General features: G+C 62.1%; 17 protein-coding genes. 3 read left to right on the top strand and 14 right to left on the bottom strand.

Annotated elements, in window-relative coordinates; all coding sequences use genetic code 11:
• Nucleotides 1-5: 5 nt before the first annotated feature.
• Together rpsG and rpsL are read right to left on the bottom strand one after the other, a co-directional pair.
• On the bottom strand, nucleotides 6-476 hold the full coding sequence (gene rpsG, locus CRD15_RS05135) for a 30S ribosomal protein S7 (RefSeq protein ID WP_005291999.1): 471 nt from the start codon (nucleotides 474-476) through the stop codon (nucleotides 6-8).
• 3 nt (nucleotides 477-479) lie between these two features.
• The gene (gene rpsL, locus CRD15_RS05130) at nucleotides 480-851 is read right to left on the bottom strand and encodes a 30S ribosomal protein S12 (protein WP_034971062.1); all 372 of its coding nucleotides are present in this window, start codon (nucleotides 849-851) and stop codon (nucleotides 480-482) included.
• Between the two features lie 436 nt (nucleotides 852-1,287).
• On the opposite strand from rpsL, the gene CRD15_RS05125 reads away from it, so the two are divergent.
• Both CRD15_RS05125 and CRD15_RS05120 read left to right on the top strand, forming a co-directional pair.
• Nucleotides 1,288-2,277, top strand: coding sequence for a hypothetical protein (locus tag CRD15_RS05125; protein ID WP_187402081.1), 990 nt, complete (start codon nucleotides 1,288-1,290; stop codon nucleotides 2,275-2,277).
• Between the two features lie 40 nt (nucleotides 2,278-2,317).
• Nucleotides 2,318-4,756: an ATP-dependent RNA helicase gene (locus CRD15_RS05120; protein ID WP_187402080.1), complete on the top strand. Its 2,439-nt coding sequence runs from the start codon at nucleotides 2,318-2,320 to the stop codon at nucleotides 4,754-4,756.
• On the opposite strand, the gene CRD15_RS05115 is transcribed toward CRD15_RS05120, so the two are convergent.
• The 6 genes from CRD15_RS05115 to rplJ form a co-directional block, all read right to left on the bottom strand.
• Complete coding sequence (locus CRD15_RS05115; protein ID WP_034971060.1) at nucleotides 4,753-4,947, bottom strand: DUF4236 domain-containing protein; 195 nt, start codon at nucleotides 4,945-4,947, stop codon at nucleotides 4,753-4,755. The two genes, CRD15_RS05120 and CRD15_RS05115, sit on opposite strands and share 4 nt — an antisense overlap.
• A gap of 129 nt (nucleotides 4,948-5,076) precedes the next feature.
• On the bottom strand, nucleotides 5,077-9,048 hold the full coding sequence (locus CRD15_RS05110; RefSeq protein WP_187402079.1) for a DNA-directed RNA polymerase subunit beta': 3,972 nt from the start codon (nucleotides 9,046-9,048) through the stop codon (nucleotides 5,077-5,079).
• Nucleotides 9,049-9,182: 134 nt separating this feature from the next.
• Nucleotides 9,183-12,695: a DNA-directed RNA polymerase subunit beta gene (locus CRD15_RS05105; protein WP_034971303.1), complete on the bottom strand. Its 3,513-nt coding sequence runs from the start codon at nucleotides 12,693-12,695 to the stop codon at nucleotides 9,183-9,185.
• A gap of 357 nt (nucleotides 12,696-13,052) precedes the next feature.
• Nucleotides 13,053-14,099: a DUF3068 domain-containing protein gene (locus CRD15_RS05100; protein ID WP_370546824.1), complete on the bottom strand. Its 1,047-nt coding sequence runs from the start codon at nucleotides 14,097-14,099 to the stop codon at nucleotides 13,053-13,055.
• A gap of 177 nt (nucleotides 14,100-14,276) precedes the next feature.
• Nucleotides 14,277-14,663 carry a 50S ribosomal protein L7/L12 gene (gene rplL / locus CRD15_RS05095; RefSeq protein WP_034971058.1) on the bottom strand — a complete coding sequence of 129 codons (387 nt, stop codon included), beginning with the start codon at nucleotides 14,661-14,663 and terminating at the stop codon, nucleotides 14,277-14,279.
• 94 nt (nucleotides 14,664-14,757) lie between these two features.
• Complete coding sequence (gene rplJ, locus CRD15_RS05090) at nucleotides 14,758-15,273, bottom strand: 50S ribosomal protein L10 (RefSeq protein WP_034971057.1); 516 nt, start codon at nucleotides 15,271-15,273, stop codon at nucleotides 14,758-14,760.
• 466 nt (nucleotides 15,274-15,739) lie between these two features.
• Between rplJ and CRD15_RS05085 the strand changes: the two genes are divergently transcribed.
• The gene (locus tag CRD15_RS05085; protein WP_187402078.1) at nucleotides 15,740-16,669 is read left to right on the top strand and encodes a triacylglycerol lipase; all 930 of its coding nucleotides are present in this window, start codon (nucleotides 15,740-15,742) and stop codon (nucleotides 16,667-16,669) included.
• A gap of 26 nt (nucleotides 16,670-16,695) precedes the next feature.
• On the opposite strand, the gene CRD15_RS05080 is transcribed toward CRD15_RS05085, so the two are convergent.
• The 6 genes from CRD15_RS05080 to CRD15_RS05055 all read right to left on the bottom strand — a co-directional run bounded on the left by CRD15_RS05080 (nucleotide 16,696) and on the right by CRD15_RS05055 (nucleotide 25,503).
• Nucleotides 16,696-19,380, bottom strand: coding sequence for a choice-of-anchor M domain-containing protein (locus CRD15_RS05080; protein ID WP_187402077.1), 2,685 nt, complete (start codon nucleotides 19,378-19,380; stop codon nucleotides 16,696-16,698).
• A complete protein-coding gene (locus CRD15_RS05075; RefSeq protein WP_034971054.1) occupies nucleotides 19,364-20,251 on the bottom strand; it encodes an anchored repeat-type ABC transporter permease subunit in 888 nt (295 codons plus the stop codon). The genes CRD15_RS05080 and CRD15_RS05075 overlap by 17 nt, the downstream gene beginning before the upstream one ends.
• A complete protein-coding gene (locus tag CRD15_RS05070; RefSeq protein WP_034971053.1) occupies nucleotides 20,248-20,967 on the bottom strand; it encodes an anchored repeat-type ABC transporter ATP-binding subunit in 720 nt (239 codons plus the stop codon). The genes CRD15_RS05075 and CRD15_RS05070 overlap by 4 nt, the downstream gene beginning before the upstream one ends.
• Nucleotides 20,964-22,022, bottom strand: coding sequence for a choice-of-anchor M domain-containing protein (locus tag CRD15_RS05065; RefSeq protein ID WP_255463748.1), 1,059 nt, complete (start codon nucleotides 22,020-22,022; stop codon nucleotides 20,964-20,966). Before CRD15_RS05065 ends, CRD15_RS05070 begins: the two co-directional genes overlap by 4 nt.
• 104 nt (nucleotides 22,023-22,126) lie before the next feature.
• Entirely contained in the window at nucleotides 22,127-23,692 is a 1,566-nt protein-coding gene (locus CRD15_RS05060) for an anchored repeat ABC transporter, substrate-binding protein (protein WP_237744583.1), read from the bottom strand.
• A 2-nt stretch (nucleotides 23,693-23,694) separates the two neighbouring features.
• Nucleotides 23,695-25,503 (bottom strand): TIGR03773 family transporter-associated surface protein, encoded by a 1,809-nt coding sequence (locus tag CRD15_RS05055; RefSeq protein ID WP_187402075.1) that lies wholly within the window; start codon nucleotides 25,501-25,503, stop codon nucleotides 23,695-23,697.
• Nucleotides 25,504-25,726 lie beyond the last annotated feature (223 nt).

The following is a 25,726-nucleotide window of genomic DNA, read 5'->3' as shown; positions in this document are numbered from 1 at the left end:
CGCTGCTACCAGCGGTAGTGGGCGAAGGCGCGGTTGGCCTCTGCCATCTTGTGAGTGTCTTCGCGACGCTTCACGGATGCACCCAGACCGTTGGATGCGTCCAGGATCTCGTTGGCGAGACGCTCGGTCATGGTGTTCTCACGACGCTGACGGGTGAAGGTCACCAGCCAACGCAGAGCCAGAGTGGTGGAACGGCCGGGGCGAACCTCAACCGGAACCTGGTAGGTAGCGCCACCAACACGGCGGGAACGAACCTCAAGAGCCGGCTTAACGTTGTCGAGAGCCTTCTTCAGGGTGAGGATCGGATCGGTGCCGGTCTTCTCACGGCACTGCTCCAGTGCGCCGTAGACGATGCGCTCGGCGGTGGACTTCTTACCGTCAAGGAGAACCTTGTTAACCAGCTGGGAGACGAGAACGTCGCCGTAAACCGGATCCTTGACTAGCTGTCGGGAAGGTGCTGGACCCTTACGTGGCATTGTTTACTTCTCCTTCTTAGCGCCGTAGCGGGAACGTGCCTGCTTGCGGTCCTTAACACCCTGGGTGTCGAGGGAACCACGCACGATCTTGTAACGAACACCCGGGAGGTCCTTCACACGACCGCCGCGGACGAGCACCATGGAGTGCTCCTGCAGGTTGTGGCCCTCACCCGGGATGTAGGCAGAAACCTCGATACCGGAGGTCAGGCGAACACGAGCGACCTTACGCAGTGCGGAGTTCGGCTTCTTCGGAGTGGTGGTGTACACGCGGGTGCACACACCGCGACGCTGCGGGGAGCCCTTCAGCGCAGCAGTGGCAACCTTCGTGCTCTTATCGTGACGGCCCTTGCGGACCAGCTGCTGAATAGTTGGCATAGATAGACTTTCTTCTTTGGGTTTTAAACTTGCAGAAGTCTCGGTACATCGTGACCCCGGAGTTGGCTCCCCACCAGCGCCGCTAGGTGAATAAAACGCCTTTAAACAGCAAAAAATGGGGGCTCTTTCGGGGCCGCTACCGTTTTGTATCACTCCGCGCACTCGGCACGAAGATCCCTGTATTAAGCACCCTCTGCCGTTCACCTGATGGTGCGCGCCATTGGAGCAATACAATCTACGTCGGTGAGACTACCGCAGTGCGCACAGGAAACCAAATGAGCTAAGGCGCCACCACTAAGACCGCCCACAGCAACCCGCTCCCCCGAAAGATTTTTCTTGACCATTTTGCCCACAGGCCAGAAACCACTCATGTTAATTTTAGTTTCGCCACAGAAACATCTGTTGGGCATTTGTTCAAGATCTTAAGGATGACCCGATGAAGAGTCTTCGTATTAATCGCTGTTTCGCTGCTGGTGCGGCCGCAGTGTCCCTTCTGTTCACCGCTACCAGCGTAGCTGCCCCCTCTCTGCTGCCTCAGGCTGCTGCAGAAGCCACCAACAAGAACCTGGCACTCAACTGCACTTACACGGCACTAGGAGTTGATAAATCAGTAGAAACCTCCAGCACCGTCACCGTTGACATGCCAAGCGAAGTCGCGCCCAGCGCAGATATCCCTGTAAAGGTCTCGATTGGCGAGTCCAAGATCTCCTCCTTCGCATTCAGCCTGATTAGTTCTGTCGAGGCAAAGTCCAGTACTGCGCGCCTGCAAGTGTCCCCAAATGCCGAGCTGGTTGGTACCCCGGCAGGAGTAACCCTGTCCAACGGCGTTCTGACGGTCGACAACGTCCTCACGGCATCGAAGACCGGTAGCCAGGACATTACGGTCTCTGCGAAGCCAGTCGAGTTCTCCCTCCGCTCCAAGGATGGGCAAAAGGTAACCGTCAGTGCACCAAACAACGTGATCGATCTGACAATGGTCACCAAGGTTGGAGACGTTCCCACAAAGTGCACGACTACCGCCGTACAACTGAATGAGACCGCCATCAAGGCTGCGTCGCAGCCGGAGCCGAAGCCGGAAGACCCAGGCAAGCCGGAGGATCCAAACAAGCCAGAAGATCCGAGCAAGCCAGAGCCCAAGCCAGAAGACCCAGGCAAGCCGGAGGATCCAAACAAGCCAGAAGGTCCGAGCAAGCCAGAGCCCAAGCCGAACCCGAAGCCGGAAGACCCCAAGCCAGCGGACCCGAAGGATCCGGAGTCCTCGGCTAGCGGCTCTTCCAAGGAAGGCATCCTCGCCTTCTTCCAGAAGATCTTCGGCATCGACAAGTCGGATGAGGCAAAGGAAACCCAGAAGACCTTCTGGCTCTCCCTCTTCGGAGCCGGAGTTCTGGGAGTGCTGATTTCTTGCGTGATGAAGTTCTTCCACTAGAACCAAAGCGGAGGCATCGGGATGGCCTACAATCATCCCGATGTTTCCTCCCCCTTTCGACCTAGCAATCATCGGCGACGGCCTGCCCGCCGCCGAGCTTCTACCGCGTATCCCAGAACGCGGCTCACTGGTGGTGGAAGCACCTCCCGGAACAGGTAAGACAACCCTCGTTCCGCCTGCACTCTCCAATATTCTGCGGCACACAGCGCGCACGGCCTCCCAAGCCGCCCGAGCCACCCAAGCCACCCCGGCTACTCCGCCGAAGGTCCTAGTCACCGCACCTCGTCGCGTGGCCGTCCGCGCCGCAGCCCGGCGCCTCGCCCACCTCGACGGCTCCCGAGTAGGCGACCGCGTCGGCTACAGCATCCGCGGAGAACACCACCCCGGCAGCCTCGTGGACTTCGTCACCCCAGGAGTCCTCCTCAACCGCCTCCTCGCCGACCCCGCCCTGGAGGGCGTGGGCGCGGTTCTCATCGACGAAGTCCACGAGCGCCAACTGGATTCCGACCTTGTGCTGGCCATGTGCCAGGAAGTCGCACTACTGCGCGAAGGCGATCCCGCCGGGGAGCTCTACCTCTGCGCCATGTCCGCCACCGTCGACACACAGAAGCTCGCTGACTATATGGGTGCGCAGGTTGCCTCCACCCCAGCGGTCACTCATCCGCTGGATATCTCCTATCACCCGCACCCCGAGCGTGCCCAAGGTTCCCCTGCCTTCTACCGCCACGTCGCTGATCTGGCGCTGCAGGCCCACTCAAGCCAGCGCGAAGCAGGCCATCCCGACCATCGCACCCTTGTGTTCGTGCCGGGCCGCAAGGAAATCGACTGGGTCTGCTCCCACCTCCCCGATTCCGTACCACTCCACGGAGGTCTGACCTCCCACGAACAGGATGTCGCGCTCGCCGGCGACTCCCCCATCGTCGTCGCCACCTCCATCGCAGAGTCCTCTCTCACCGTCCCCGGCGTACATGCGGTGGTCGATGCCGGCCTGTCCCGCACTCCCCGCCGCGACCAAGCGCGCGGCATGACGGGGCTGGTCACCACCTCTACCTCCAAAGCCAGCGCTGATCAGCGCGCCGGTCGCGCGGGTCGCCTCGGCCCCGGCCAGGTCTACCGCGCCTACTCCGCGGCAGACTATTCCCACTTCGCGCCCGGCATCACCCCGGAAATCCTCTCGTCGGATCTCGTCGCCGCCGCCCTGACCCTCGCTGCCTGGGGTTCGCCAGATATTTCTCTTCTGGACGCCCCTCCGGCCGCAACCCTCACCGATGCCAACGAGGAGTTGCAGGCTTTGGGCGCGCTGGATAGGCACGGCGCGATCACAGAGACGGGTCAGAAGCTGGCACGGATTCCCGCCGACCCGCGCCTGGGTGCCGCCTTGCTGGCTCACGGTTCCGCCGCAGCCGAGGTAGTGGCCGCGCTGTCGACCGGTCTTCAGGGGGATCTCGCCGAAGCGCGGCCACAAGTCTCCGAAGTGCGTCGTTTCGCGCGCATGGTGGACGACCAGGGCTCGGCGACTCCCGGCGAGGTTGTTGCCTCGGCCTACCCCGACCGCGTGGCTAAAATGGTGGCCGTCAGCGGCGGCAGCGCTGGCAGCGGCAGTGGCAGTGGCTGTGAAGGCACAGAATACCTACTGGCCTCCGGAACACGTGCCACGCTGGCCCCGGAGCTGCGCCGTTCACTCGGCGGCTCCGAATGGTTGGCAGTAGCGGAAGTGCAGCTGGGTCGCACTCCCCTGATCCGCGCGGCCGCGCGGCTAGAAACACCACCCCTCGCCCAGGTGCGGGAGGACGTCACCGCGCATATTGCCGACGGGAAGCTCCGCGCCCGCCGCACCCGGCACCTTGGAGCCATCGAACTATCCAGCACGCCAGTATCAATCACCGAGCTCGGCGACCAAGAAAGGAGCCAGGCAGTCGCAGCCTTGGCTGCCCAGGGACTCGGGTGGCTACGGATGACGGAGGGGGCGTCAAGAATAAAGGAAAGAGTCGACTACCTCCGCGAACAACTCGGCGAACCGTGGCCGGAACTCACGGCAGGCGACTACACGCCCGAAGCCGAGAGGGTCGTGGCGGGCGAAAGGATTGCCGACATCGACGCATACCAGGCAATCATGCGGCAACTTCCGTGGCCCGAGGCCGGGCGGATGGACGAACTGGCTCCGGAGAGGTTAGAGGTACCCAGCGGTTCAGCACCGAAGATCAGCTACGAAACCGGGCGCCCAATTGTGCGCGTCAAGCTGCAGGAATGCTTCGGTCTGGCGGAATCCCCCACGATCGCGGGGCAAAAGGTTCTGTTCCACCTACTGTCCCCGGCCGGGCGCGAGCTTGCCGTCACCGACGACCTGCGGAGCTTCTGGGATGGCCCCTATCAGGGAGTGCGTAAGGACATGCGGGGGCGCTACCCGAAGCACCCATGGCCCGAGGATCCCTGGGCGGCAACGGCGACAAAGAAGACGAAGCGGGCGCTGGGAAATTAGCGGCGTTTACTGCCGAAGGTCTTGGTGAAGTTCAGGCCACGGATCGGCGTGTGAATGGTGACTGTCTGGCGACCGTCGGCGCGCTGAGTAAGTCGCACAGGGCCTAGGCGGGTGGAGCCGCCGACTCCACCAGAAGAGGTGTTTACTCGGAATGGCCCGAAGTTCTTGGAGTTACGAAACATGATTCCCATGCAGCTCATCTTAGGGCACCAGTGCACCAGGACGCACAAAAGCGGGCGCCTCCCCGTTCGAAGGGAAGCGCCCGCTTAAATGGTGAACCGGCAAACCCACAGGGCAGCCAGTCCGGGGATCTTAATGGGTTACATCAGATCCATGTCGTCCAGCGGCACGGCAGCGCCGGTGAACTCGCCGTAGTTGTCGTCGGCGTAGAAGCCATCCCCGAAGGAGGACGGCAGGGAGTACGCCGCTGCGCGAGCCTCCTCGGTCGGCTCCACGGTGATGTTGCGGTAGCGGGAGATACCCGTACCAGCCGGGATCAGCTTACCGATGATCACGTTCTCCTTCAGACCGATCAGCTTGTCGGAACGCTTGTTAATGGCAGCGTCCGTGAGCACGCGGGTGGTCTCCTGGAACGAGGCGGCGGACAGCCAGGACTCGGTAGCCAGGGAGGCCTTCGTGATACCCATGATCTCGGCGCGAACCTCCACCGGACGGCCACCGGTCTTGACGGCCTCCTTGGACGCAGCCACCGCGTCGGCGTGATCCACCAGGGAGCCCGGCAGGAACTCGGTCGAGCCGGAGTCGATGACGGTCACGCGGCGCAGCATCTGGCGCACGATGATCTCGATGTGCTTGTCGTGGATGGCCACACCCTGATCGCGGTAGACCTTCTGGACCTCGTTGATCAGGTGCTGCTGCACGCCACGGCGGCCGAGCACGCGCAGAACCTCGTGCGGATCCGCGGCACCCTTCAGCAACTGCTGTCCCATCTTCACGTGGTCGCCATCGCGGATCGGACGCTCCACGCCACCGGTGCCCAGCGTTGCCAGACCCTGGCGCTTGGACAGCTTCTCGTACACCACATCATCGGAGCCGTCATCCGGCTCGATGGTGAGGGTGAAGAAGTTGTCGTCGTCCTCGATGCGAACCTTGCCGTCCACCGAAGCGATCGGGGACTTGGCCTTCGGAACACGAGCCTCGAACAGCTCCTGAACACGCGGCAGACCACCGGTAATGTCGCCACCGACACCACCCAGGTGGAACGTACGCATGGTCAGCTGGGTACCCGGCTCACCAATGGACTGAGCGGCGACGATGCCGACGGCCTCGCCGATCTCGACCTTCTTGCCGGTCGCCATGGAACGGCCGTAACAGGTGGAGCACACGCCAGTGTTGGTAGCACAGGTCATCACGGAGCGGACCTTGACTTCCTCCACGCCAGCTTCGATGAGCTTCTGCAAACCGGCTTCATCGATGACCTTGCCCTCTTCGATGAGAACGGTACCTGCGGAGTCGGTGGCGTCACTAGCTAGGTAACGACCCAGAACAGACGTTTCGACGAAGTCTGCCGGAGTGTAGTTACCGGTCGGCTTGCCCTCGCCATCCAGAACCGGAACAGCGACGGACATCATGGCACCCTGCTTGGTGCCACAGTCGTCCTCGCGCACGATGACGTCCTGCGCCACGTCCACCAGACGACGGGTCAGGTAACCCGAGTCGGCGGTACGCAGAGCCGTATCGGCCAGGCCCTTACGGGAACCGTGGGAGTTGTTGAAGTACTCCAGCACGGACAGGCCTTCACGGAAGGAGGTCTTAATCGGGCGGGTGATGTACTCACCGCGGGAGTTCGTAACCATGCCCTTCATGCCGGCCAGGGTCCAGATCTGACGCATGTTACCGGCAGCACCCGACTTCACGATCATCGGAATCGGGTTGTCGTCCGGGTACAGATCCTCGACGGACTGACCCACCAAGTCGGTAGCTTCCTTCCACAGGTCAACCAGGGACTGGTAGCGCTCGGCCTCGTTGATCTTGCCGCGTGCCATCTTCTTCTCGATAACTCGAGCCTTGGCCTCGTAGTTATCCAGAACTTCCTGCTTGTTAGGCAGAACCAGCACGTCGTGCATGGTGATGGTCACGCCGGAGCGGGTAGCCCAGTAGAAGCCGGCATCCTTCAGCTTGTCCACCGTCTGTGCCACGGTGATCATCGGGTACTTCGCCGCGAGGTCGTTAATGACGGTAGCCTGTGGCTTCTTCGCCATGACGCCCTCTACGTATGGGTAGTTCCACGGCAGCAGCTCGTTGAACAGCACGCGACCCAGGGTGGTCTCCGCCAGCCAGGTCTGGCCTCGCTGCCAACCATCCGGGAACCGCTCGGCCTCGATCTCCGCGGTCGGGCGCAGGTGGTTGATGCGCACGCGGATCGGAGCCTGCAGGCCCAGCACGCCACGGTCGTAAGCCATGATGGCCTCGGCCAGGGAGGAGTACACGCCCTGTGCGGGAGCCTCGTCGGTAGCCGGGGTGTAGGCACCCTGACCACCGAACTCTTCCGGCTTCTTCAGCAGGGTCAGGTAGTACAGGCCGGTCACCATGTCCAGACGCGGCATAGCCAGTGGCTTACCGGAGGCCGGGGACAGAATGTTGTTGGAAGCCAGCATCAGGATGCGAGCCTCTGCCTGTGCCTCAGCGCTCAGCGGTAGGTGGACTGCCATCTGGTCACCGTCGAAGTCCGCGTTGAAGGCCTCACAGGCCAGCGGGTGCAGCTGGATAGCCTTACCCTCGACCAGGATCGGCTCGAAGGCCTGGATACCCAGGCGGTGCAGCGTAGGTGCACGGTTCAGCATCACCGGGTGCTCGGCGATGGCCTCTTCCAGCACGTCCCACACCTCGGGGCGCTGGCGCTCCACCATGCGCTTAGCGGACTTGATGTTTTGCGCGTAGGACTTCTCGACCAGGCGCTTCATCACGAATGGCTTGAACAGCTCCAGAGCCATCAGCTTCGGCAGACCACACTGGTGCAGCTTCAGCTGCGGACCAACGATAATCACGGAACGGCCGGAGTAGTCCACGCGCTTACCCAGCAGGTTCTGGCGGAAGCGGCCCTGCTTGCCCTTCAGCAGGTCAGACAGGGACTTCAGCGGACGGTTGCCCGGGCCGGTGACCGGACGACCACGACGGCCGTTGTCGAACAGCGCGTCGACGGATTCCTGCAGCATGCGCTTCTCGTTGTTCACGATGATCTCGGGGGCGCCGAGGTCCAGCATGCGCTTCAGGCGGTTGTTGCGGTTGATCACGCGACGGTACAGGTCGTTCAGGTCGGAGGTCGCGAAGCGGCCACCGTCCAGCTGCACCATGGGGCGCAACTCCGGCGGGATCACCGGAATGCAGTCCAGCACCATGCCGGCCGGGTCGTTGCCGGAACGCAGGAACGCTGCGACGACCTTCAGGCGCTTCAGAGCACGCAGCTTCTTCTGTCCCTTGCCGTCGCGGATGACCTCGCGCAGCACCTCAGCCTCAGCCTCGAGGTCGAAGCTGCGGATAAGGGTCTGGATGGCCTCTGCACCCATGCCGCCAGTGAAGTAGTCCTCGTAGCGGTCGACCAGCTCGTTGTAGATGTTCTCATCCACAATCATCTGCTTCGGTGCCAGCTTGACGAAGGTGTTCCAGATCTCGTCCAGGCGGTCGATTTCGCGCTCGGCGCGCTCGCGGATGTGGCGCATCTCGCGGTCAGCCGCGTTCTGCACCTTCTTCTTGGCATCGTTCTTGGCACCAGCGGCCTCGAGCTCAGCCAGGTCCTCTTCAAGCACCTTGGCGCGGTCGGCCAGCTCAGCGTCGCGCTCCTGCTCGACCTCCTTCTTCTCCAGCATCATCTCTGCCTCGAGGGTGGACTGGTCGTTGTGGCGACCTTCCTCGTCGACGGAGGTGATGATGTTGGCGGCGAAGTAGATGATCTTTTCCAGATCCTTCGGAGCCAGATCCAGCAGGTAGCCCAGGCGAGAGGGCACGCCCTTGAAGTACCAGATGTGGGTGACGGGAGCGGCCAGCTCGATGTGTCCCATGCGCTCACGGCGAACCTTGGACTTGGTCACCTCAACGCCACAGCGCTCACAGATGATGCCCTTGTAGCGCACACGCTTGTACTTGCCACAGCCACACTCCCAGTCGCGGGTGGGGCCGAAAATGCGCTCGCAAAACAGGCCATCCTTCTCCGGCTTCAGGGTGCGGTAGTTAATGGTCTCAGGCTTCTTGACCTCGCCACGGGACCATCGACGGATGTCGTCAGCGGTCGCTAGTCCGATGCGAAGTTCATCGAAAAAGTTGACGTCCAGCACGTGGACTTCCTTTCCCCTCCTCTTGGCGGAGGGCTTTGGGTAGTTACGGCGCTTTAAGCTGTGTTGTTTGTCGGGCTCAAGCGCCGAAAGTACGGCGAATGTACGAAAGTCAGATGTTTAGGGTCGTCAACGCCCTAGCTGACATCCATGTCAGCATCCGGACGCTCGTCACGGGACAGGTTGATGCCCAGAGCTGCGTTAGCATTCTCCAGCTCATCGTCATCGTCGGAGGACAGCTCCATCGGGGTGCCGTCGGCTGCCAGAACCTCAACGTTCAGGCAGAGCGACTGCAGCTCCTTCAGAAGGACCTTGAAGGACTCCGGGATACCAGGATCCGGGATGTTCTCGCCCTTCACGATCGCCTCGTACACCTTCACACGGCCAACCACGTCGTCAGACTTGATGGTCAGAAGCTCCTGCAGGGTGTAGGCGGCACCGTATGCCTGCATTGCCCACACCTCCATCTCACCAAAGCGCTGGCCACCGAACTGTGCCTTACCACCCAGCGGCTGCTGGGTAATCATGGAGTAAGGGCCAGTGGAACGGGCGTGGATCTTCTCGTCGACCAGGTGGTGGAGCTTCAGCATGTACATGTAGCCCACGGAAACCGGGTACGGGAAGGGCTCGCCGGAACGGCCATCGATCAGGTTGGACTTACCGAAATCGTCGACCTGGCGCTCGCCGTCGCGGTTCGGCAGCGAAGAACGCAGCAGGCCGGACAGCTCGGCATTGGAAGCACCGTCGAACACCGGGGTGGCGGTCAGGGAGTCCGCCGGAACGTCGTACAGCTCCTCCGGCAGGGTCTCCAGCATCTTCTGGATCTTCGGATCCTGGGATTCGGTATCTACCTTCCAGCCGGCCTTAGCCAGCCAGCCCAGGTGCACCTCGAGGACCTGACCGATGTTCATACGGCGCGGCACGCCGTGGGTGTTCAGGATGATGTCGATCGGGGTACCGTCCGGCAGGAACGGCATATCCTCCTGCGGCAGAATCTTGCCCACGACACCCTTGTTACCGTGGCGGCCGGCGAGCTTATCGCCGTCCTGGATCTTGCGCTTCTGAGCGACGTAAACGCGAACCATTTCGTTAACGCCCGCGGCCAGATCGTCGTCGTCCTCGCGGGAGAACACGCGAACGCCGATGACCTTACCGGTCTCGCCGTGCGGAACCTTCATGGAAGTATCGCGAACCTCGCGGGCCTTCTCACCGAAGATGGCGCGCAGCAGGCGCTCTTCCGGAGTCAGCTCGGTTTCACCCTTCGGGGTGACCTTACCGACCAGGATGTCGCCGTCGCGGACGTCGGCGCCGATGCGGACAATACCGCGGTCGTCGAGGTCTGCCAGGACATCCTCGCCCACGTTAGGAATGTCGCGGGTGATCTCCTCTGGGCCCAGCTTGGTGTCGCGGGCGTCAATCTCGTACTCCTCGATGTGGATCGAGGTCAGAACGTCTTCCTCAACCATGCGCTGGTTCAGGATGATGGCGTCCTCGTAGTTGTGGCCTTCCCACGGCATGAAGGCAACCAGCAGGTTCTTACCCAGTGCCATCTCGCCGTTGTCGGTGCCCGGGCCGTCGGCCAGAACCTGGCCGGCCTCCACACGGTCGCCCTCGTCCACCAGCGGCTTCTGGTTGTAGCAGGTGCCCTGGTTGGTGCGCTCGAACTTGCGCAGCATGAAGGTATCGCGCACGCCCTCGTCGTCCATGACGGTGATGTAGTCGGCGGAGACGTACTCGACCACGCCGGCCTTCGGGGCGATGATCATATCGCCAGCATCGTAGGCAGCGCGCAGCTCCATACCGGTGCCCACGTAAGGAGACTCGGAGCGCAGCAGCGGCACAGCCTGGCGCTGCATGTTCGCACCCATCAGTGCACGGTTAGCATCGTCGTGCTCGAGGAACGGAATCATGGCCGTTGCCACGGAAACCATCTGTCGTGGCGAGACGTCCATGTAGTCCACCTCGGTGTACGGGACGACCTCCACGTCGCCACCGCGCAGACGAACCTCAATGCGGTCCTCGGTGAAACGGTGATTCTCGTCGAACGGGGTGTTCGCCTGAGCGATCACATGGCGGTCCTCTTCGTCCGCGGTGAAGTAGTAGACCTCATCGGTGATCTGGCCGTCCACAACCTTGCGGTACGGGGTCTCGATGAAGCCGAACGGGTTCACGCGTGCGTAAGAGGAAAGGGAACCGATCAGACCAATGTTCGGGCCTTCCGGGGTCTCAATCGGGCACATGCGGCCGTAGTGAGACGGGTGAACGTCGCGGACTTCCAGGCCCGCGCGCTCACGGGACAGGCCACCCGGACCCAGTGCGGACAGGCGACGCTTGTGAGTCAGGCCGGACAGAGAGTTGTTCTGATCCAGGAACTGTGACAGCTGAGAGGTGCCGAAGAACTCGCGGATCGCCGCGGAAACCGGGCGAACGTTGATCAGGGAGGTCGGGGTGATGGATTCCGCATCCTGGGTGGTCATGCGCTCGCGCACGACACGCTCCATGCGGGACAGGCCAACGCGAACCTGGTTCTGGATCAGCTCGCCGACGGTACGCAGACGACGGTTGCCGAAGTGGTCGATGTCGTCGGTATCGATCGGGATCTCAGTGCCGTCGGGGGAAGTCATGGACTTCTCGCCAGCGTGCAGGCGCACCAGGTACTCGATGGTCGTCAGGATGTCCTCTTCAGTCAGGATCATCGTGCCATCGTTGTCACCGCCGAGGCCGAGCTTGCGGTTGATCTTGTAACGGCCGACCTTGGCCAGGTCGTAACGCTTTGCCTTGAAGAAGGAGTTTTCCAGCAGGGCCTGGGCAGAATCGCGCGTCGGGGACTCACCGGGGCGCTGCTTGCGGTAAATCTCCAGCAGTGCCTCGTCGGTGTTCTCCACACCGTCCTTTTCCAGGGTGGACATCATCAGTTCGGAGAAACCGAAGCGATCGGTAATCTCCTGGGTGGTCAGACCCAGCGCCTTCAGCAGCACGGTGACGGGCTGGCGACGCTTACGGTCGATACGCACACCAACGGTGTCGCGCTTATCCACGTCGAACTCCAGCCATGCACCGCGGGAAGGAATAACCTTCACGGAGTGCAGCGGGCGCTCGGTGGATGCGTCGATGGATGCGTCGAAGTACACACCCGGGGAACGAACAAGCTGGGAAACAACGACACGCTCGGTGCCGTTGATGATGAACGTGCCCTTGTCGGTCATCATCGGGAAGTCGCCGATGAATACGGTCTGGGACTTAATTTCACCAGACATAGAGTTGGTGAATTCCGCGGTCACGTACAGCGGTGCCGCGTAGTTGATGTCCTTATCCTTAGCCTCGTCGATGGTGGACTTCACGTCATCAAAGCGGGGCTCGGACAGGGTAAGGGACATGTTCTCGGAGTAGTCCTCGATCGGAGAAAGCTCCTCGAGAATCTCCTCGAGTCCGCTCATAATGCGGACGTCCTCCCCTGCCTCGGCTTGGGCGCGGGCACGCCACTCGGGCGTGCCGACGAGCCAAGCGAAGGACTCTCGTTGGAGGTCTAGAAGGCCTGGAACCTCAATCGGAGCGTCGATCTTCGCAAAGCTGTGTCGCTGCGGAGCTCCGGGAATTCCGGCCACTGAGCTGGTCTGGCGGGAGACTGCCAAGATGGGTCCTTCCAGCACAACCTCGGCCAGCACTACGTGGTGGAGCTGTAGTGCACGGTCTTGATTGTGTGTGTACGGTCTCGTGATGGTCGATTTAGTTGGATTTCCCCCACTGAGCCACCGCCACGTAGAAACGACTAAACGACCTTGTCAAATGGCCTTTTTGGCACTTTTGGCAAAGTCTGCATCACGCGCAATACCTTCGCATTGGTTCTGCGAAGATCCGTAGTCGTTCCTTTGAAGCAAATAACTCAACAAAGTAAATCCAGCGCAACGAACTATCCTATAGCATGGCTGCTCAATTGTCTAGGCTTCCGCCACAGTCCCAGCGCCCCTCCCGGCGCCCCCTCCCAGCGCCCTCTGCGCGGCTTATCATTAAGCCTTCCGCTGAGCCCTGCGTTCCGCCCTCCGCTTAGCGGTCTTCCACACGACCAGCACCACGGATGCTGCTGCCACAATAACACCCGCAACGATCAATGCAACCCCCCATTTATCGGTGTGGCGCTGTCCGCTGACTTCCATGGCCTGGTTCAGCATGGACTGCGTTACACTCTGCGGGGTCTTGCCGTGGAACTTCAGCAGATTTTCCACGTCCTTGCCAGAGCTATCGCGGTAGGTGTCCTTCACGTCCTCCTCCACGCTCACCAGCAGGCCAGACTTCGGCTCCACCGCCAGCTCGCGCCACCCTTCGTGGAAAAGCTGTGCGCGCTGTGGCTTGCCGTTCTCATCCTCCACAGTGATGGTGTTGCGGATACCTGCGTACTCCTTAGCCACCGACGTCGCTGGGATTTCCTGGCGGAAGACGTACAGCTCATGCTCGCGGCCCTCGGCGGTGGTCACATTGCGCGTGCCGGTGAATTCGGCAGGCAATGCACGACGCAACGTCATATCGAAGTAGTCGTAGGTGCGCTTCTCAGTTCCCTGAGGGAACTTAGCCCAGTAACCCGCGATCTCGCCGTCGGTCGCAGGGGTAGCCGGCGTGTCAGACACCTTGGCGTCCCCCTTCGCCTCGCCCGTCCGGCGATCCACGGTAAAGCTCCAGACCTGCGCATCCAGCAGGGATTCTAGATCGTCCTTGACATCCGTCCGCGCGGTACTCACGCCGACGCGGGCACTTGCCTCGTCTTCGGTGGCGGGTTCTTCCAGGGTGATCTTGAACTGGCGGTTAACCGGCGCCGTCACGTCCTCTTTCCCCTTAGGCCCCTGGTAGTTGGGGCCGATCACCGCAGCCGGATCCTTGAGGGTGATGGTCGTTGCGGCGAGATCTAGCGGTAGCGCTTTGTCGTTCGCGACGACCTTCGGGAGCATGACGCCCACAGTGATCAACGCACAACCAATCAGTGCACCTAAAGCGCCCAATAGGTAAAGACCTTTGTTAGAGCTCTTCATCGGAGCCTTCGTGGAGCTGTCTTCGTTCGTCACTTCAATGCCACCATCTATGTCTTTAAAATTTTCATGCCGACCCTACCCGGCATCTAATCTTCACCCCAGGGTAGCAAGACAACAAAAACCGCTGGAAGCCACAGAATGTGATTTCCAGCGGTGTGTTGTGCCCACGCATTCGGCACTAGGCCGCTGTGCGCGGAAAGTAAGGCGATCTTACTTGAGGGAGACCTTTGCGCCAGCCTCTTCCAGCTTGGTCTTAGCAGCCTCAGCGTCGTCCTTGGAAGCACCCTCCAGCAGAGCCTTCGGAGCACCCTCAACCAGCTCCTTGGCCTCCTTCAGACCCAGGCCGGAGACGATCTCGCGGACAACCTTAATAACGCCGATCTTCTTAGCGCCTGCGTCCTCCAGAATGACGTCGAACTCGTCCTTCTCCTCAGCAGCAGCGCCACCCTCAGCGCCCGGAGCAGCTGCAACAGCAGCAACCGGAGCAGCAGCGGTAACGTCGAAGACCTCTTCGAATTCCTTAACGAACTCAGACAGTTCGATGAGGGTCATTTCCTTGAAAGCCTCGATGAGCTCGTCCTTGGTGAGCTTAGCCATGATGGCATCCTTTCGTAGTTGCGCCGGTGGGCCAGAAAGTGTTGGCGACCCGGCCGGCAAAGTGTTTTATGTCTTATGTATTCGGGGAAGGAACTTACTGTTCCTTCTTCTCCTGCAGTGCAGCGGCCAGGCGTGCAACCTGGGATGCTGGTGCGTTGAACAGGCCTGCGGCCTTTGCCAAGGAACCCTGCATGGCACCGGCCAGCTTGGCCAGCGTGGTTTCGCGATTGTCCAGCTCGGCGATTGCCTCAACCTGAGCTGCATCAATCGTGGCACCGTCCATGTAGCCACCCTTGATCACGAAGTTCTTGTGATCCTTGCTGAAGTCCTTCATGGCCTTCGCAGCGTCAACGGCCTCGCCGTGGACGAATGCGATTGCGGTCGGACCGGTCAGCAGGGACTCATCAAGCTCAATGCCAGCTTCACGAGCAGCCAGCTTGATCATGGTGTTCTTGGCGACGGAGTAGGTAACGTCCGAACCCAGAGCGCGACGCAGCTCGGTGGTCTCAGCCACGGACAGGCCACGGTACTCGGTCAACAGAGTGGACTGTGCCTGCTCGAAGCGTGCCTTCAGCTCTGCGAGCGAAGCGGTGTTCTTCGGATTAGCCATACTCTCGCCTCCTTCCTGATGTTTACGGTGTACGTTCTACCTGTACGTCCACCGACGATCATTGTTGAAGGGCAACACTGTACATAAACGACAAAGCGCCTTGCGTTTCCGGCGTTTTACGCAAGAAGCACAAGGCGCATTCGTAGGATCCCCGGCTTTCTAGGGCTGGAATCCGATCCGAACGTCTATCGTGTTACCTGCGTGGGCCGTCATCTATGACGATGATCCTTCAATCTCCTGCCCACGCTCCCCCTGAGGGTTTGTGCGGGCGGTGATGACCGACGGTCTTCGGTGAAAACTTGACGTTTCTGATCTAGTTGTTGATCTAGTCAAACTTCCTCGAAGGAGGTTACACCCCTCCTCACCCCTTCTCCAAATCGCTGTTTTTCTTTATCGACGCCCCCTCACGCCCCAATTTCTTTCGAATTCAAAACTAGGCCCTGCGATTTGATTACCCTTGGGGGTCATGGACGCATTCATCCCGAAATTCCTTTCCAGCCTGTGGCGCGAAAATCCACTTCCGGAGGGCGTCAATAAATGGGACACACCTTTAGACGGCAGAACGCCGGTCGTACTGATCCACGGCACGTGGCTCAATGCATATAACACGTGGGATTACGTGGCCAAGCACCTCATTGCGGCCGGTCACCCGGTTTTTGCCGTGAACTACGGGAAGGATCGGGACGCGGTGACGGGTAAGGCGCCGGGCGTGTACGCGAATAACTTCTTACGCTCATCGCAGCTGGAGGTCGCACGCTTTATCGACGATGTCATCGAACGCACCGGCGCGCAAAAGGTGAACCTGGTCGGCCACTCGCAGGGCGTGGCGCAGGCGCGGCTGTATCTGTCTGACTCCGGCGGAGCGGACCGCGCGGATATCGCGCGCAATAAGGTGGATCGCCTTGTCGGCGTAGGGCCGGCGCATCACGGGACCACCCTGTCGGGTGTCTCGACGCTGGCCGAAAGGGTTGATCCGAGCAACAAGCTCGCTGGGCCGCTGGAGAAGATCCTGGGCGGTGCGGCGATCGACCAGCGCGTCGGCAGCGAGTTCGGCGAGCACTTGAACCGCGATGGGGATACCACGCCCGGGGTCGACTACACGATGATCACCGCAAAATACGACGGTATTGCGACGCCCCGACTGAAGCAGGTGATGGTAGCCGGCGACGGTGCGCGGGTGCGCAACCTGAGTGTGCAGGACGATAACCCGTTCGATCTGTCCGGCCACCTGGCGATGCTGTATTCGCCACGCGTGGTGGATCTGATCCTAGAGGCATTGGCGCCGGGCGACGACGGCCCGGCTGCCTACCGCACTGCCAACCCGCTGAAGCGCAGCATGGTGCTGCCGTTGATGGGCGAGTTCCGAGTACCCGGCCGGCGGGGCCGGAAGGCCTAAGTGAGGAAGGCCTGAGCACTCAGGGCCTAGGCCTGGCCTTCCTCCCAGCCGTCCTCGGCATAAGCGCCCTCAGCGTAGGCCTGTTCCGCACGATCACGGCTGATCTCGCGGTAGGCCTGCAGCAACTGCAGAGTGTGGGCGCGCTGCATGTTGCGGGCAGCCACGAAGAACAGGAGGGCTCCGCCCAGCAGACCCATCAGACCCAGTCCCAGCAGGAAGCCGGTCGTCCAGCCGCCGCTAGTGAGGGTATCCAGGAAGGACTCGCTGGCGGTATTCTTCGTCTCTACGTTCTGAGCATCCTCGCTGTGCGCCACTGCACTGTTGTTCGGGTCGGCCTGCGCGGCTGCGTCGATGCGGCGAATACCGCCGCCACCGACGTCGCCTTCAGCTTCATCGCCGGCGACGTCTGCGGCACCGTCGGCCTCTGCGGCGTCATCAACAATTCCGCCGGTCCCACCGCCGGAAACATCACCGGAAGCACCGCCGGAAATCCCGCCACCGGACACCGCACTACTGGACGCAGCATCTGATGCGGTGCCAAGTGCCGCAGAGGAACCACCCGAGTTAGCGCTTCCGCCGTTGACGGCCCCGCCACCATTGCTAGTTCCGCTAGTTCCGCTGGTTCCGCTAGTTCCGCTGGAGGCGCCATTGGCGGCGCCACCGTTTGCGGCGCCTACTGCCGATGCTCCGGAATTGCCGCCGGTCGAAGGCTGCTGCGAAGCCTTGCGGTTACCCCGCAGCGCCTCGATCCCGCCGACGATCTGGTCCATGTATTTGCCGATCTTGACGTTTTCGCTGTCGAGGTGCTTCTGCAGCTCCTGGAGTTCCTCCAGGCCAGACTTCCCATTGCCCGTATCGTCCCCGCACGAATCCTTGATGACGAAGAAGGTCTCCAGCTCCTTATCGAACTTCTTGCCGTCCACAGCGGTGCCCTGGTAGCGGAATACTACGCGGTACGCGCCCGGCTTGGTGAAGAGGAACTGCTGGTGGTCGTGCGCTCCAACCGCATAGCTGACCTTGTGCTCACGGTGCTCGGAATCCAGACGCAGGCTGACACTGCCCAACCCATTGTCCGACAGGGTCACCATGCGACCGGGGCCTTCGAAGTCCTTGATGGTCACGTCCACGCCCTGCTTAGCCGAGTTCAGGTGCTCGGTGGAAAAGCCCAGCCACGGAACATCGGGATTTTCACGTTGCGCCTGCGGGAGCGCATACCCGGTCTCCCCCAGTTCCTCCTGGTACTCTTCTGGGACTCCGACCTTGGCCTTCGGGCTGTTGACTAGGAAAATGAAGCTGCCGGACTCGCGCTCCTGCACATTCGCAGGATCGGCGCCGTCCTTCAGGAAGGTGTGCGGATCCGCGTCAGATTCGTCCGAGGTTCCCACGCCCATGTCCATGTGGCCCTTGGGAATCACGGCACGCTCAGTCCCCTGCCCCTCACCGAAGGCATCGTTGACTTCGCTACGCACATCCTCATCGGGGATATCCGCCGGGGCCTCGCAGGTCGGGGCCGATCCCGTTTCAGAGGGCTCCGCGGACTCGCCGGGCTCCTCGGTTCCGGTCGTGTCGGTCGACTCGTCCGTGGAGCCTGTGCCGTCGTCGCCGCCGGCCTCTCCGGCCTCGCCGTCGGTTTCGCCCTCTGTCGCCTCCGTAGAACCCGACTCGTCGCCGGAATCAGCGTCGCTCGGAGTAGCGGAATCCGTCGGCTTCCCCGAATCGCCCGGCTTGCCCTGGTCCAGTGGCGCGATGGGCTCCTGGATCTTGTTCAGCCCCGTGGTCGTCCCCTCCGGCAGGCCGACCTGCTTGTCGGAACCGACCAGCCAGTTGATGGTGCGCGCTGCGGACTTCACGGTAGAGCCGTCCTTCTTCTTGACGTCCCACTGCATCGTCAGCTGATACAGACCCGGCTTAGAGAACGTCCAGCCGAAGTGCCCGTGCCCGCCGACCTTGTAGTCGTAGTTCTTCAGGCCTTCCTTGGTGGACAGCACGCGCTCCGGGGTAGGCCTACTGGAATTGTGGAAGAAAACCTCCACGTCGCCAGGGCCGGAGAACTTCTTCATGTGGAAGTGCAGGTTCGGCTCCGCAAAGTCCGTCGGCACTTTAAGCTCATGCGCCTCGTCAAAAGCTCCCAGGCCCGCCCAGATCGGGCGCCACTGGTTAGTGAAGTCCGCGTTCTGCGGGGCATGCCACAGCACCGTGCCGGGCTTGCCTAGGAAGGACAGCGCCTTCTTGTTCGGCACCTTGATGCGGGAGGCCTCCTTGCCGTCGATCGCGTCGGGCGCCAGTCGCAGGCAGACGTCATCGGCGGGCACGGGCTGCTGCCCATCGACCACCATCACGTCCGGCTTACCCTTGTTATACGTTCCGTAAATCGCATCCACGTGCGCGTTGTACAGCAGCTTCCTGCCCGCACAAACGTGCGTCTTTCCGGTGGCCGGGTTCTTCACGTCCTTGCCCACCGTCGGCCCGTCGCTGGTCGTACCAGGCTTATGCCCTGTTGGTGTGGCCTGCGCGCGCTGCAAGACGTCTACGTTGCGCTGGTCGCTGGATAGTGGTGACGCCCCGTCCCAGGCGCCAAACGCCACCGTCAACACAAGTACGCCGAGGACTGCGAACATCGCCTTGGAGGCCTGCAGCATCCGTTCGGCCTTATTCTGACTGCGCTTGAGCTCTGCGATGAGCTGCTGTCTGGGATCACGCTTGTTCTGCATTAGTAGCCACCACCTGTGAGGGTTTGTTGGATTGCTTGGCGGCGCGAATTGGCGTCGCCACAAAGAACGAGAAGAGGAAAACAACGGTGAGGACGAGGACGATCGTCGCGCCCGTAGGAACGTCGATGGCCCACGAGACATACACACCCACGAAGGAACCGACCATGCCGATCACGGCGCTGAGGCTCATCATGACGACCAGGCGGTCCGTCCACAGTCGCGCGGTCGCGGCCGGGGTGATGAGCAACGCGAGAACCAGGATGTTGCCGACCGTGCGCACCGACATCACCACAGCGGCGGTGACGGCCAGATACAGCACAATGTCGATCAACAACACGCGGATCCCCATGGCGGCAGCGGTCTCGCGGTCGACGGAAACAGCCACGATCTCCTTGTGCAGTGCCGCCACAGCCAGGATCACGATCGCCCCCACGACGGCGCTGAAGATGATGTCGGAGTTCGACACACCCGTGATAGAGCCGAAGAGGAAGCTATTCAGGCTAGCGGTATAGCCCTGCACCTTAGAGATCACGACCAGGCCGAGGGCAAAGGCCGCGGCGAAGAAAATACCGATGACGGTGTCCTCCTTCACGCGCCTGCGCTGCGAAAACAGGGCGATTAGAAGAGCCACCACGGCACCAGCCACCGCACCGCCGGCGATCACCGAGAACTGCAGGGCAAAGGCAATGGCCAGGCCGGGGAACACGGCATGCGCGACAGCATCGCCGATGAAAGCCATGCCGCGGAGTACCACGTGCGTGCCGATCACGCCACAGACCAGGGCGGAAAGAACCGCCACCAGCAGCGCCTTCGGCAGGAAGGCCAGGGCGGGGTTGCTGAGGTCAGCCAGGAACTGGGAGAAAGAAATCACTGCGCCAACCCCACTCCCCGCAGCAGAGGCGAATCTGGGTGGACGTCGAAGGTCTCCATCCACGGTTCCGGGCTGCGCAGCTCCCCCGGCGCGCCGTCGGCCACGACGCGACCGTTCAGCAGAACGAGGCGATCACATACGTCGACGGCCTGCGCCAGGTCGTGGGTGACCATGAGGATGCTCATCCCGTCGGCGGCCAGCGAACGCAGAATCTCCACCAGCGCTTCGATGCTGGGGAAATCCATGCCGGTGAAAGGCTCGTCCAGAAGGAGCAGGGTCGGCTCCACCGCCAGGGCGCGAGCCACCAGGACGCGCTGCCTTTGGCCACCGGACAGCTGCCCGATGGGGCGATCCGCCAAGTGCTGCAGGTTCACGCGCTTCAGTGCGTGCGCCGTGGCAGCGAAGTCCGCCCGGCGCGACCGTCGGAACGGCCCGATGCTGCCCGCCCGGCCATTGAGCACCGTGTGGCGCACGTCGATCGGATAGTCCCACGCGAACTCGTGGCGCTGGGGAACGTAGCCCACGCTCGCAGCCTTGATGCTGCCCTTGGTGCGCGGGATGAGACCCAGGATGCTGCGCATTAGGGTGGTCTTGCCCGCACCGTTGGGGCCCAGCAAACCAATCAACTCGCCGGGGCGCGCCTCGAGGTTCACGTCGGTGAGGATCTGCCGCCCAGCCAGCCGAACATTCAGATCCGCTATCTGCAGTGCGGTCACTTCAGCTGACCCCACAGTTCGTCCTCGATGCGCTTACGCTCCTTGGCGCCCTTGCGTAGGGAAAGGAAGCCAAAGACCAGCACAGCGAGGACGACCGCGCCCACGCCGACGAGGATCCACGGGAGGGCGGAGGATCCACCCTGGGAATCCTCACTGTTGGAGTTGTTGCTCTCCGCATCTGCAGCGTTGTTGGCGTTGTTGCCGTTGGCGTTGCGGGCGTCACTAGAAGAACCAGCGTCACCGGCCTTCGGCAGGTCTCCCTCCCAGGCGGCGTTCTGCGCCTGCGCGGGGTCCACGCCCACGGCGAACTTCAGGACCTTCGTCACGGTCTTCTCGGAGCCGTCCTTCATCTTCACCCGCACGCCCATGGCCACCTGGTGTACACCCGGCTCGGTGAAAACCCAGTTCGCGTGCGTGTGCGTGTTCAGGTCTACCCACAGCTCCTGCGGGATCGGCTGGGCAGAGTTCCACAGCTCTTGGGGCTTCTCAAAGCCACCGGCCTGTAGGAACATGCTCATCTGGCCCGGCCCCTGGTGGCCGAGGTACTCCATGGTCACGCCTCGGCTGGCCTGTGCGATCAGCGCCGGAGATTGCGTGTTCCAGCCCAGCCACGGCACGCCCTGAACCTCGGTCTGCGGCAGAACCCAGACCTCCTGGCCCGGCTGCGCACCCGTGAACTCGTAGCCGCCATCGGCGGGCAGCTGCTGCTTGGACTTGTCGGACACGTCAAAGACTACGTCGTCCAGCACGCGCCACACCGGCTTTTCCTGCGCGTCGTCACGCAGCTGCACGTCCAGCTTTCCGCCATCCAGGCGCATGCCCAGATCCGCGTGGCCGCGGTCGAACACGTGCTTCGTACCTGCGGGGATGTGCTCTTCCTTGTCGCTAACGTTCTGCTTCAGCGCCGGGTCTTCCTGGCCCTGGCTCTGTGCTTGCGCCTGAGCCGGTGCCACCACGCCCGGCAGTCCGACTACCGGTGCGCCCGCTACCACCGCTCCCCCGGCCAGCAGCACCGCCGCAGTGGGGGCCAGGCAGGACTTCCTGATCTTTGTCATTCGCATGTTGTGGTTTTCCTTTAATTGCTTGGTTCTAAAGTTCTTCTCAAAACGTCTGTTTTCCGCGCTGTCACGTTGATTGTCCGTCAGCACCAGTACCCCGGCTACGCGCTGCTTAGGCACTCGGCCATCGACTCGGCATTGGTCCGCATCAGGTCCACGTACGTCGGAGCCTTCTCATCCAGAGTGTCGCTGCGGATCTGGCACACGCTCACTCCCAGCCGATCCGCGATCTGCTGCAGCTCGCGGGTTCTGCCCGCCATGGTCGGCTCGATAAACACCGCTGGGACTTTGAGGTTTTCCAGCGTCCGCGTGAGGGTCACGATGTCCCGTGCACTCGGCTCCATCTCCGGGTTCGGGGTGACGAAACCTGCGATGTCCAGGCCGTAGGCGTCCGCAAAATAGGCGTAACCGTCATGGGCAGTAACCAAGTGACGGCGGTGCTCGGGGATCGTGTCGATCTTGCCCTTGACCTCGCGGTCGAGGCGGCCGAGCTCGTCCAGGTAGTTCTGCGCGTTTTGCTGATACTCCGCGGCGTGATCCGGATCCACGCCGATGAGCTTGTCACGGATGACCTTCACGTAGGCCATCGCATTCTTGGCGTTGTGCCACAGGTGCGGGTCAAGCTCACCGTGGACGTGTTTGCCCAGCACCGCCTGCGGCAGCAGGTAGGTTTCGTCCCCCGCATTGCCCAGAAAACGGTAGTTAGGGTCGCCCGGGATCGGCTGCAGCGTTCGGTTAGGCACACTGACCACGGCTTTCTGGGGGTCGAAGGTGCCGCCGTCGCCAACGATGTTGATGCTGTTGTCGTCGGCGTTCACCGCGATGTCGTAGTGCCCACTGTCTATCTTTTTGGACGCCCCGTCCTCCGTGCCCACATTGAAGCGCACGGTCTGATCCGCAATGTGCTCTGGTGGTTTGCCCACATCCGGCACCAAAGACGCGCGGAGGTGCAGGGTGTACGTGCCGGGTTTGGAGAAAGACCAGCTCATGTGGGTGTGCGCATCGACCGGCAGCGTGGCGGTATCGCCCTCGTACCCGCGGGAGGCATCGAAGCCATCGCGGGAGTTAAAGAAGACCTCCGGCTGGCCGAAAGTGCCGGTGATATAGGCCGCGGCATCGCCCGGCCCCTCCACGTCCGTGACGCTCAGGTGCATCTCGGAGTGGGACGATCCGCCGTGCCGGGCACCGATTCCCTGGGCGCGGATGCCCAACCAGACCGAATCAAGCGCCAGATTCTCCACCAGGGGAATGACCGTCGCACCATGGTTTGCAGCAACATCAGCGAGGGATACGACCTCTACCCCGGGGAGCACGCCATTGTCCATGGTGCGCAGCACGGACTGCTGCTCCAACAGCAGTCCGTTGTTGAAGGCCACGTCCGCGTTGGCCAGGTTGCGCACGTCGCGCAGCGTGAGCTCATAGGTGTGCGGATCCGCAGTGTTCGGGATCAGCGAAGTCACGCGCGCCGCATCCCCGGCGACGTGGCGCGCCAAATCGGCGACAATCGGGGTGGAGGCCACGATATCCGTGATCCCATCGTCACGGCTCGGCAGGCTTGCACCGTCTGCGACCGTGCATCCGGCCAGGCCGGCGACAAGCAGCACTGCGCTGACGTTGGCGCACAGTGGCTTTGTAGCCCCCTTAAGAGATGAAACTGCGTGCCCCATTCTTAGAACTTGGGGCCTTTGGAACGAGGGGGCGTCATCGACCGGAGAGCAGCCACAGACTCCGCAGACAGGGCATTCGTGCGCAGCATGTACATCACACCGGCACCGAGGGCGATCAGGCCCGCGCCGGCAATGGCCAGAGCCAGCATCGCGGACGTGGAACCAGTATCGGCCAGGGAGCCGTCGGCGTTGGCAGCGCTGCCAGCATCGCCACCAGCCGCGCCCCCACCTGCAGCGCCACCCGCGGCACCGGCAGCACCGGACGCGCAGTCACCGTCGGTGGTGATGTCCGCACCGAAGTCGAAGTGCCCGCTGTTAGCGTTGCCGCTGCCCCCGACGGTGAAGGTCAGGGTGGCAGGAGCACTGATCTTCTTGCCCTGCTTCGTGGTGGCGGTCTGGGTGATGCCTACCTTGTACGTGCCGGGCTTGGAGAAGACCCAGTTCGGGTGAACGTGCGAGTTGCGCGGGACGACGTGAGCGCCAGACGCGTTTCCACCGCTGGCCTTGAACCATTCCTTGCCCACGACCTGGCCGAGGTTGCCCTGTTCGAAAACGTACATGCTGCCCGGGCCGCTGAAGGAGGTCAGCGCGAAGGTGACATCACCCTGCGTGTTGGCCAGCAAATCCGGGTGCATGGTGTTCACACCCACCCACGGCACACCGTTGGTCTGGGTTGCGCCGATCATCCATGCGGTGCCAGCGCCGACCGGCCCGAGGGCCTGCGGCAGATTCGTTTTTGCCGCAGAGCCCAGGCCGAAGTTCAGCGCACCGGGCTTGGTCCACTTCGCTGGCTGCTGGCGATCATCCTTGATCAACGGACGCAGGGCGGGCTCGCCCTTCTTGCAAGTAGCGGAGCCTTCGGACTTGCCATTTGCACTCGAAGTAGAAGAAGTGCTGTTGCCGCTGGCGGTGGATGCGGATTTCTTGTTGGAAGTGGAGTTGCTGCTGGACTTGCCGTTGGAAGTGGACTTGTTCGACGTACCTTGTGCGCTGCTAGCTCCAGTTGCGCCTGTGGCACCACCGGAGGTGCTGCCACCGTCAGCCGATCCGCCGCCCCCAGCAGCGTCTTCGCTACCGCATGGGGTCGCACCTTCGGCAGGCTGATCAGCGTTTTCATCCTGGTCGGACTTGCCTACTACCCAGGTGTAGGTCTTTACCTCGGACTTCGCTCCGTCCGCGGTAGCCTGCACCTGCATGGAGTAACGGCCGGGGCGCTCGAAGGCCCAGTTGGCGTGGACATGGCTCGGGTAGGACTGGTTGATGCTATTGCCGGACTTCACCTCGATGCCATCCGTGAGCAGCGGTGCCATGCGTCCGTTCACCTGGCTCCACATAAACACTCGGCCTGGGCCGCACACCCGGTTGAAGTTGATGTTTACGCCCTGGTAGTGAGGGGCAACACCCTGCGTATCCCAGCCAGGCCAGATCAAGTTCTCCTGCTGTGTCTGCGGAAGGTAGTAGGTCGGCACTCCGACCTCGGAAACGTCCTCAGTGCGGGGCTCGTACGCCTCTGCACCGACTTTGAGGGTGACGTTGTTCGGATCCCGCGCTACATGGGAACCCGTAGTGTCCTCAGTCAGATCCAACTTGAGGTTGCCGGAACCGGAGGAGGTGACGTGGAAGGCGTCAATATGCCCCTTATCGAGCGTGACAGAATCAGCCTTCGCTTGGGGCAGGCTCTGCAAGCCCAGGTCCCCAATACCAAGGAACGCAGTGAAGGCGGTCAGGAAAGCGGCTGCGAGGACTGCGACGGGGCGGCGGGCATTGCCATGGCCGCGTTGATCACAGGCTGTGAGGGGTGAAGCGGGCACCAGAATAAGTCCTTAAAGATGCAATGGGTCTAATTTTCATTAAGAACTATAGTGAACCAGCAATCGTTTTCAAACAGTAGGTGGACTGCTGCCCCACCCGCCGCTCCACCCGCTGTTCGACTCGCCGATCCACCCGCTGTTCAAAGGGGACCACCCCGGGCGACAGACATAGAAAAGCACCCTCGCCGCCCGAAAGCAGCGAGGGTGCGAGCAGATCCCTAGA

The organism is Corynebacterium sp. LK28, assembly GCF_014335105.1.
Lineage (GTDB): Bacteria > Actinomycetota > Actinomycetes > Mycobacteriales > Mycobacteriaceae > Corynebacterium > Corynebacterium macclintockiae.
Note: the sequence above shows the minus strand (reverse complement) of the source record. Positions and strands in the feature narration are given on the sequence as shown.

Coding starts and splice junctions, on each gene's coding strand:
- rpsG (WP_005291999.1), bottom strand. CDS start 476: ATGCCACGTAAGGGTCCAGCACCTTCCCGACAGCTAGTCAAGGATCCG.
- rpsL (WP_034971062.1), bottom strand. CDS start 851: ATGCCAACTATTCAGCAGCTGGTCCGCAAGGGCCGTCACGATAAGAGC.
- CRD15_RS05125 (WP_187402081.1), top strand. CDS start 1,288: ATGAAGAGTCTTCGTATTAATCGCTGTTTCGCTGCTGGTGCGGCCGCA.
- CRD15_RS05120 (WP_187402080.1), top strand. CDS start 2,318: ATGTTTCCTCCCCCTTTCGACCTAGCAATCATCGGCGACGGCCTGCCC.
- CRD15_RS05115 (WP_034971060.1), bottom strand. CDS start 4,947: ATGGGAATCATGTTTCGTAACTCCAAGAACTTCGGGCCATTCCGAGTA.
- rplL (WP_034971058.1), bottom strand. CDS start 14,663: ATGGCTAAGCTCACCAAGGACGAGCTCATCGAGGCTTTCAAGGAAATG.
- rplJ (WP_034971057.1), bottom strand. CDS start 15,273: ATGGCTAATCCGAAGAACACCGCTTCGCTCGCAGAGCTGAAGGCACGC.
- CRD15_RS05085 (WP_187402078.1), top strand. CDS start 15,740: ATGGACGCATTCATCCCGAAATTCCTTTCCAGCCTGTGGCGCGAAAAT.
- CRD15_RS05080 (WP_187402077.1), bottom strand. CDS start 19,380: ATGCAGAACAAGCGTGATCCCAGACAGCAGCTCATCGCAGAGCTCAAG.
- CRD15_RS05065 (WP_255463748.1), bottom strand. CDS start 22,022: ATGACAAAGATCAGGAAGTCCTGCCTGGCCCCCACTGCGGCGGTGCTG.
- CRD15_RS05060 (WP_237744583.1), bottom strand. CDS start 23,692: ATGGGGCACGCAGTTTCATCTCTTAAGGGGGCTACAAAGCCACTGTGC.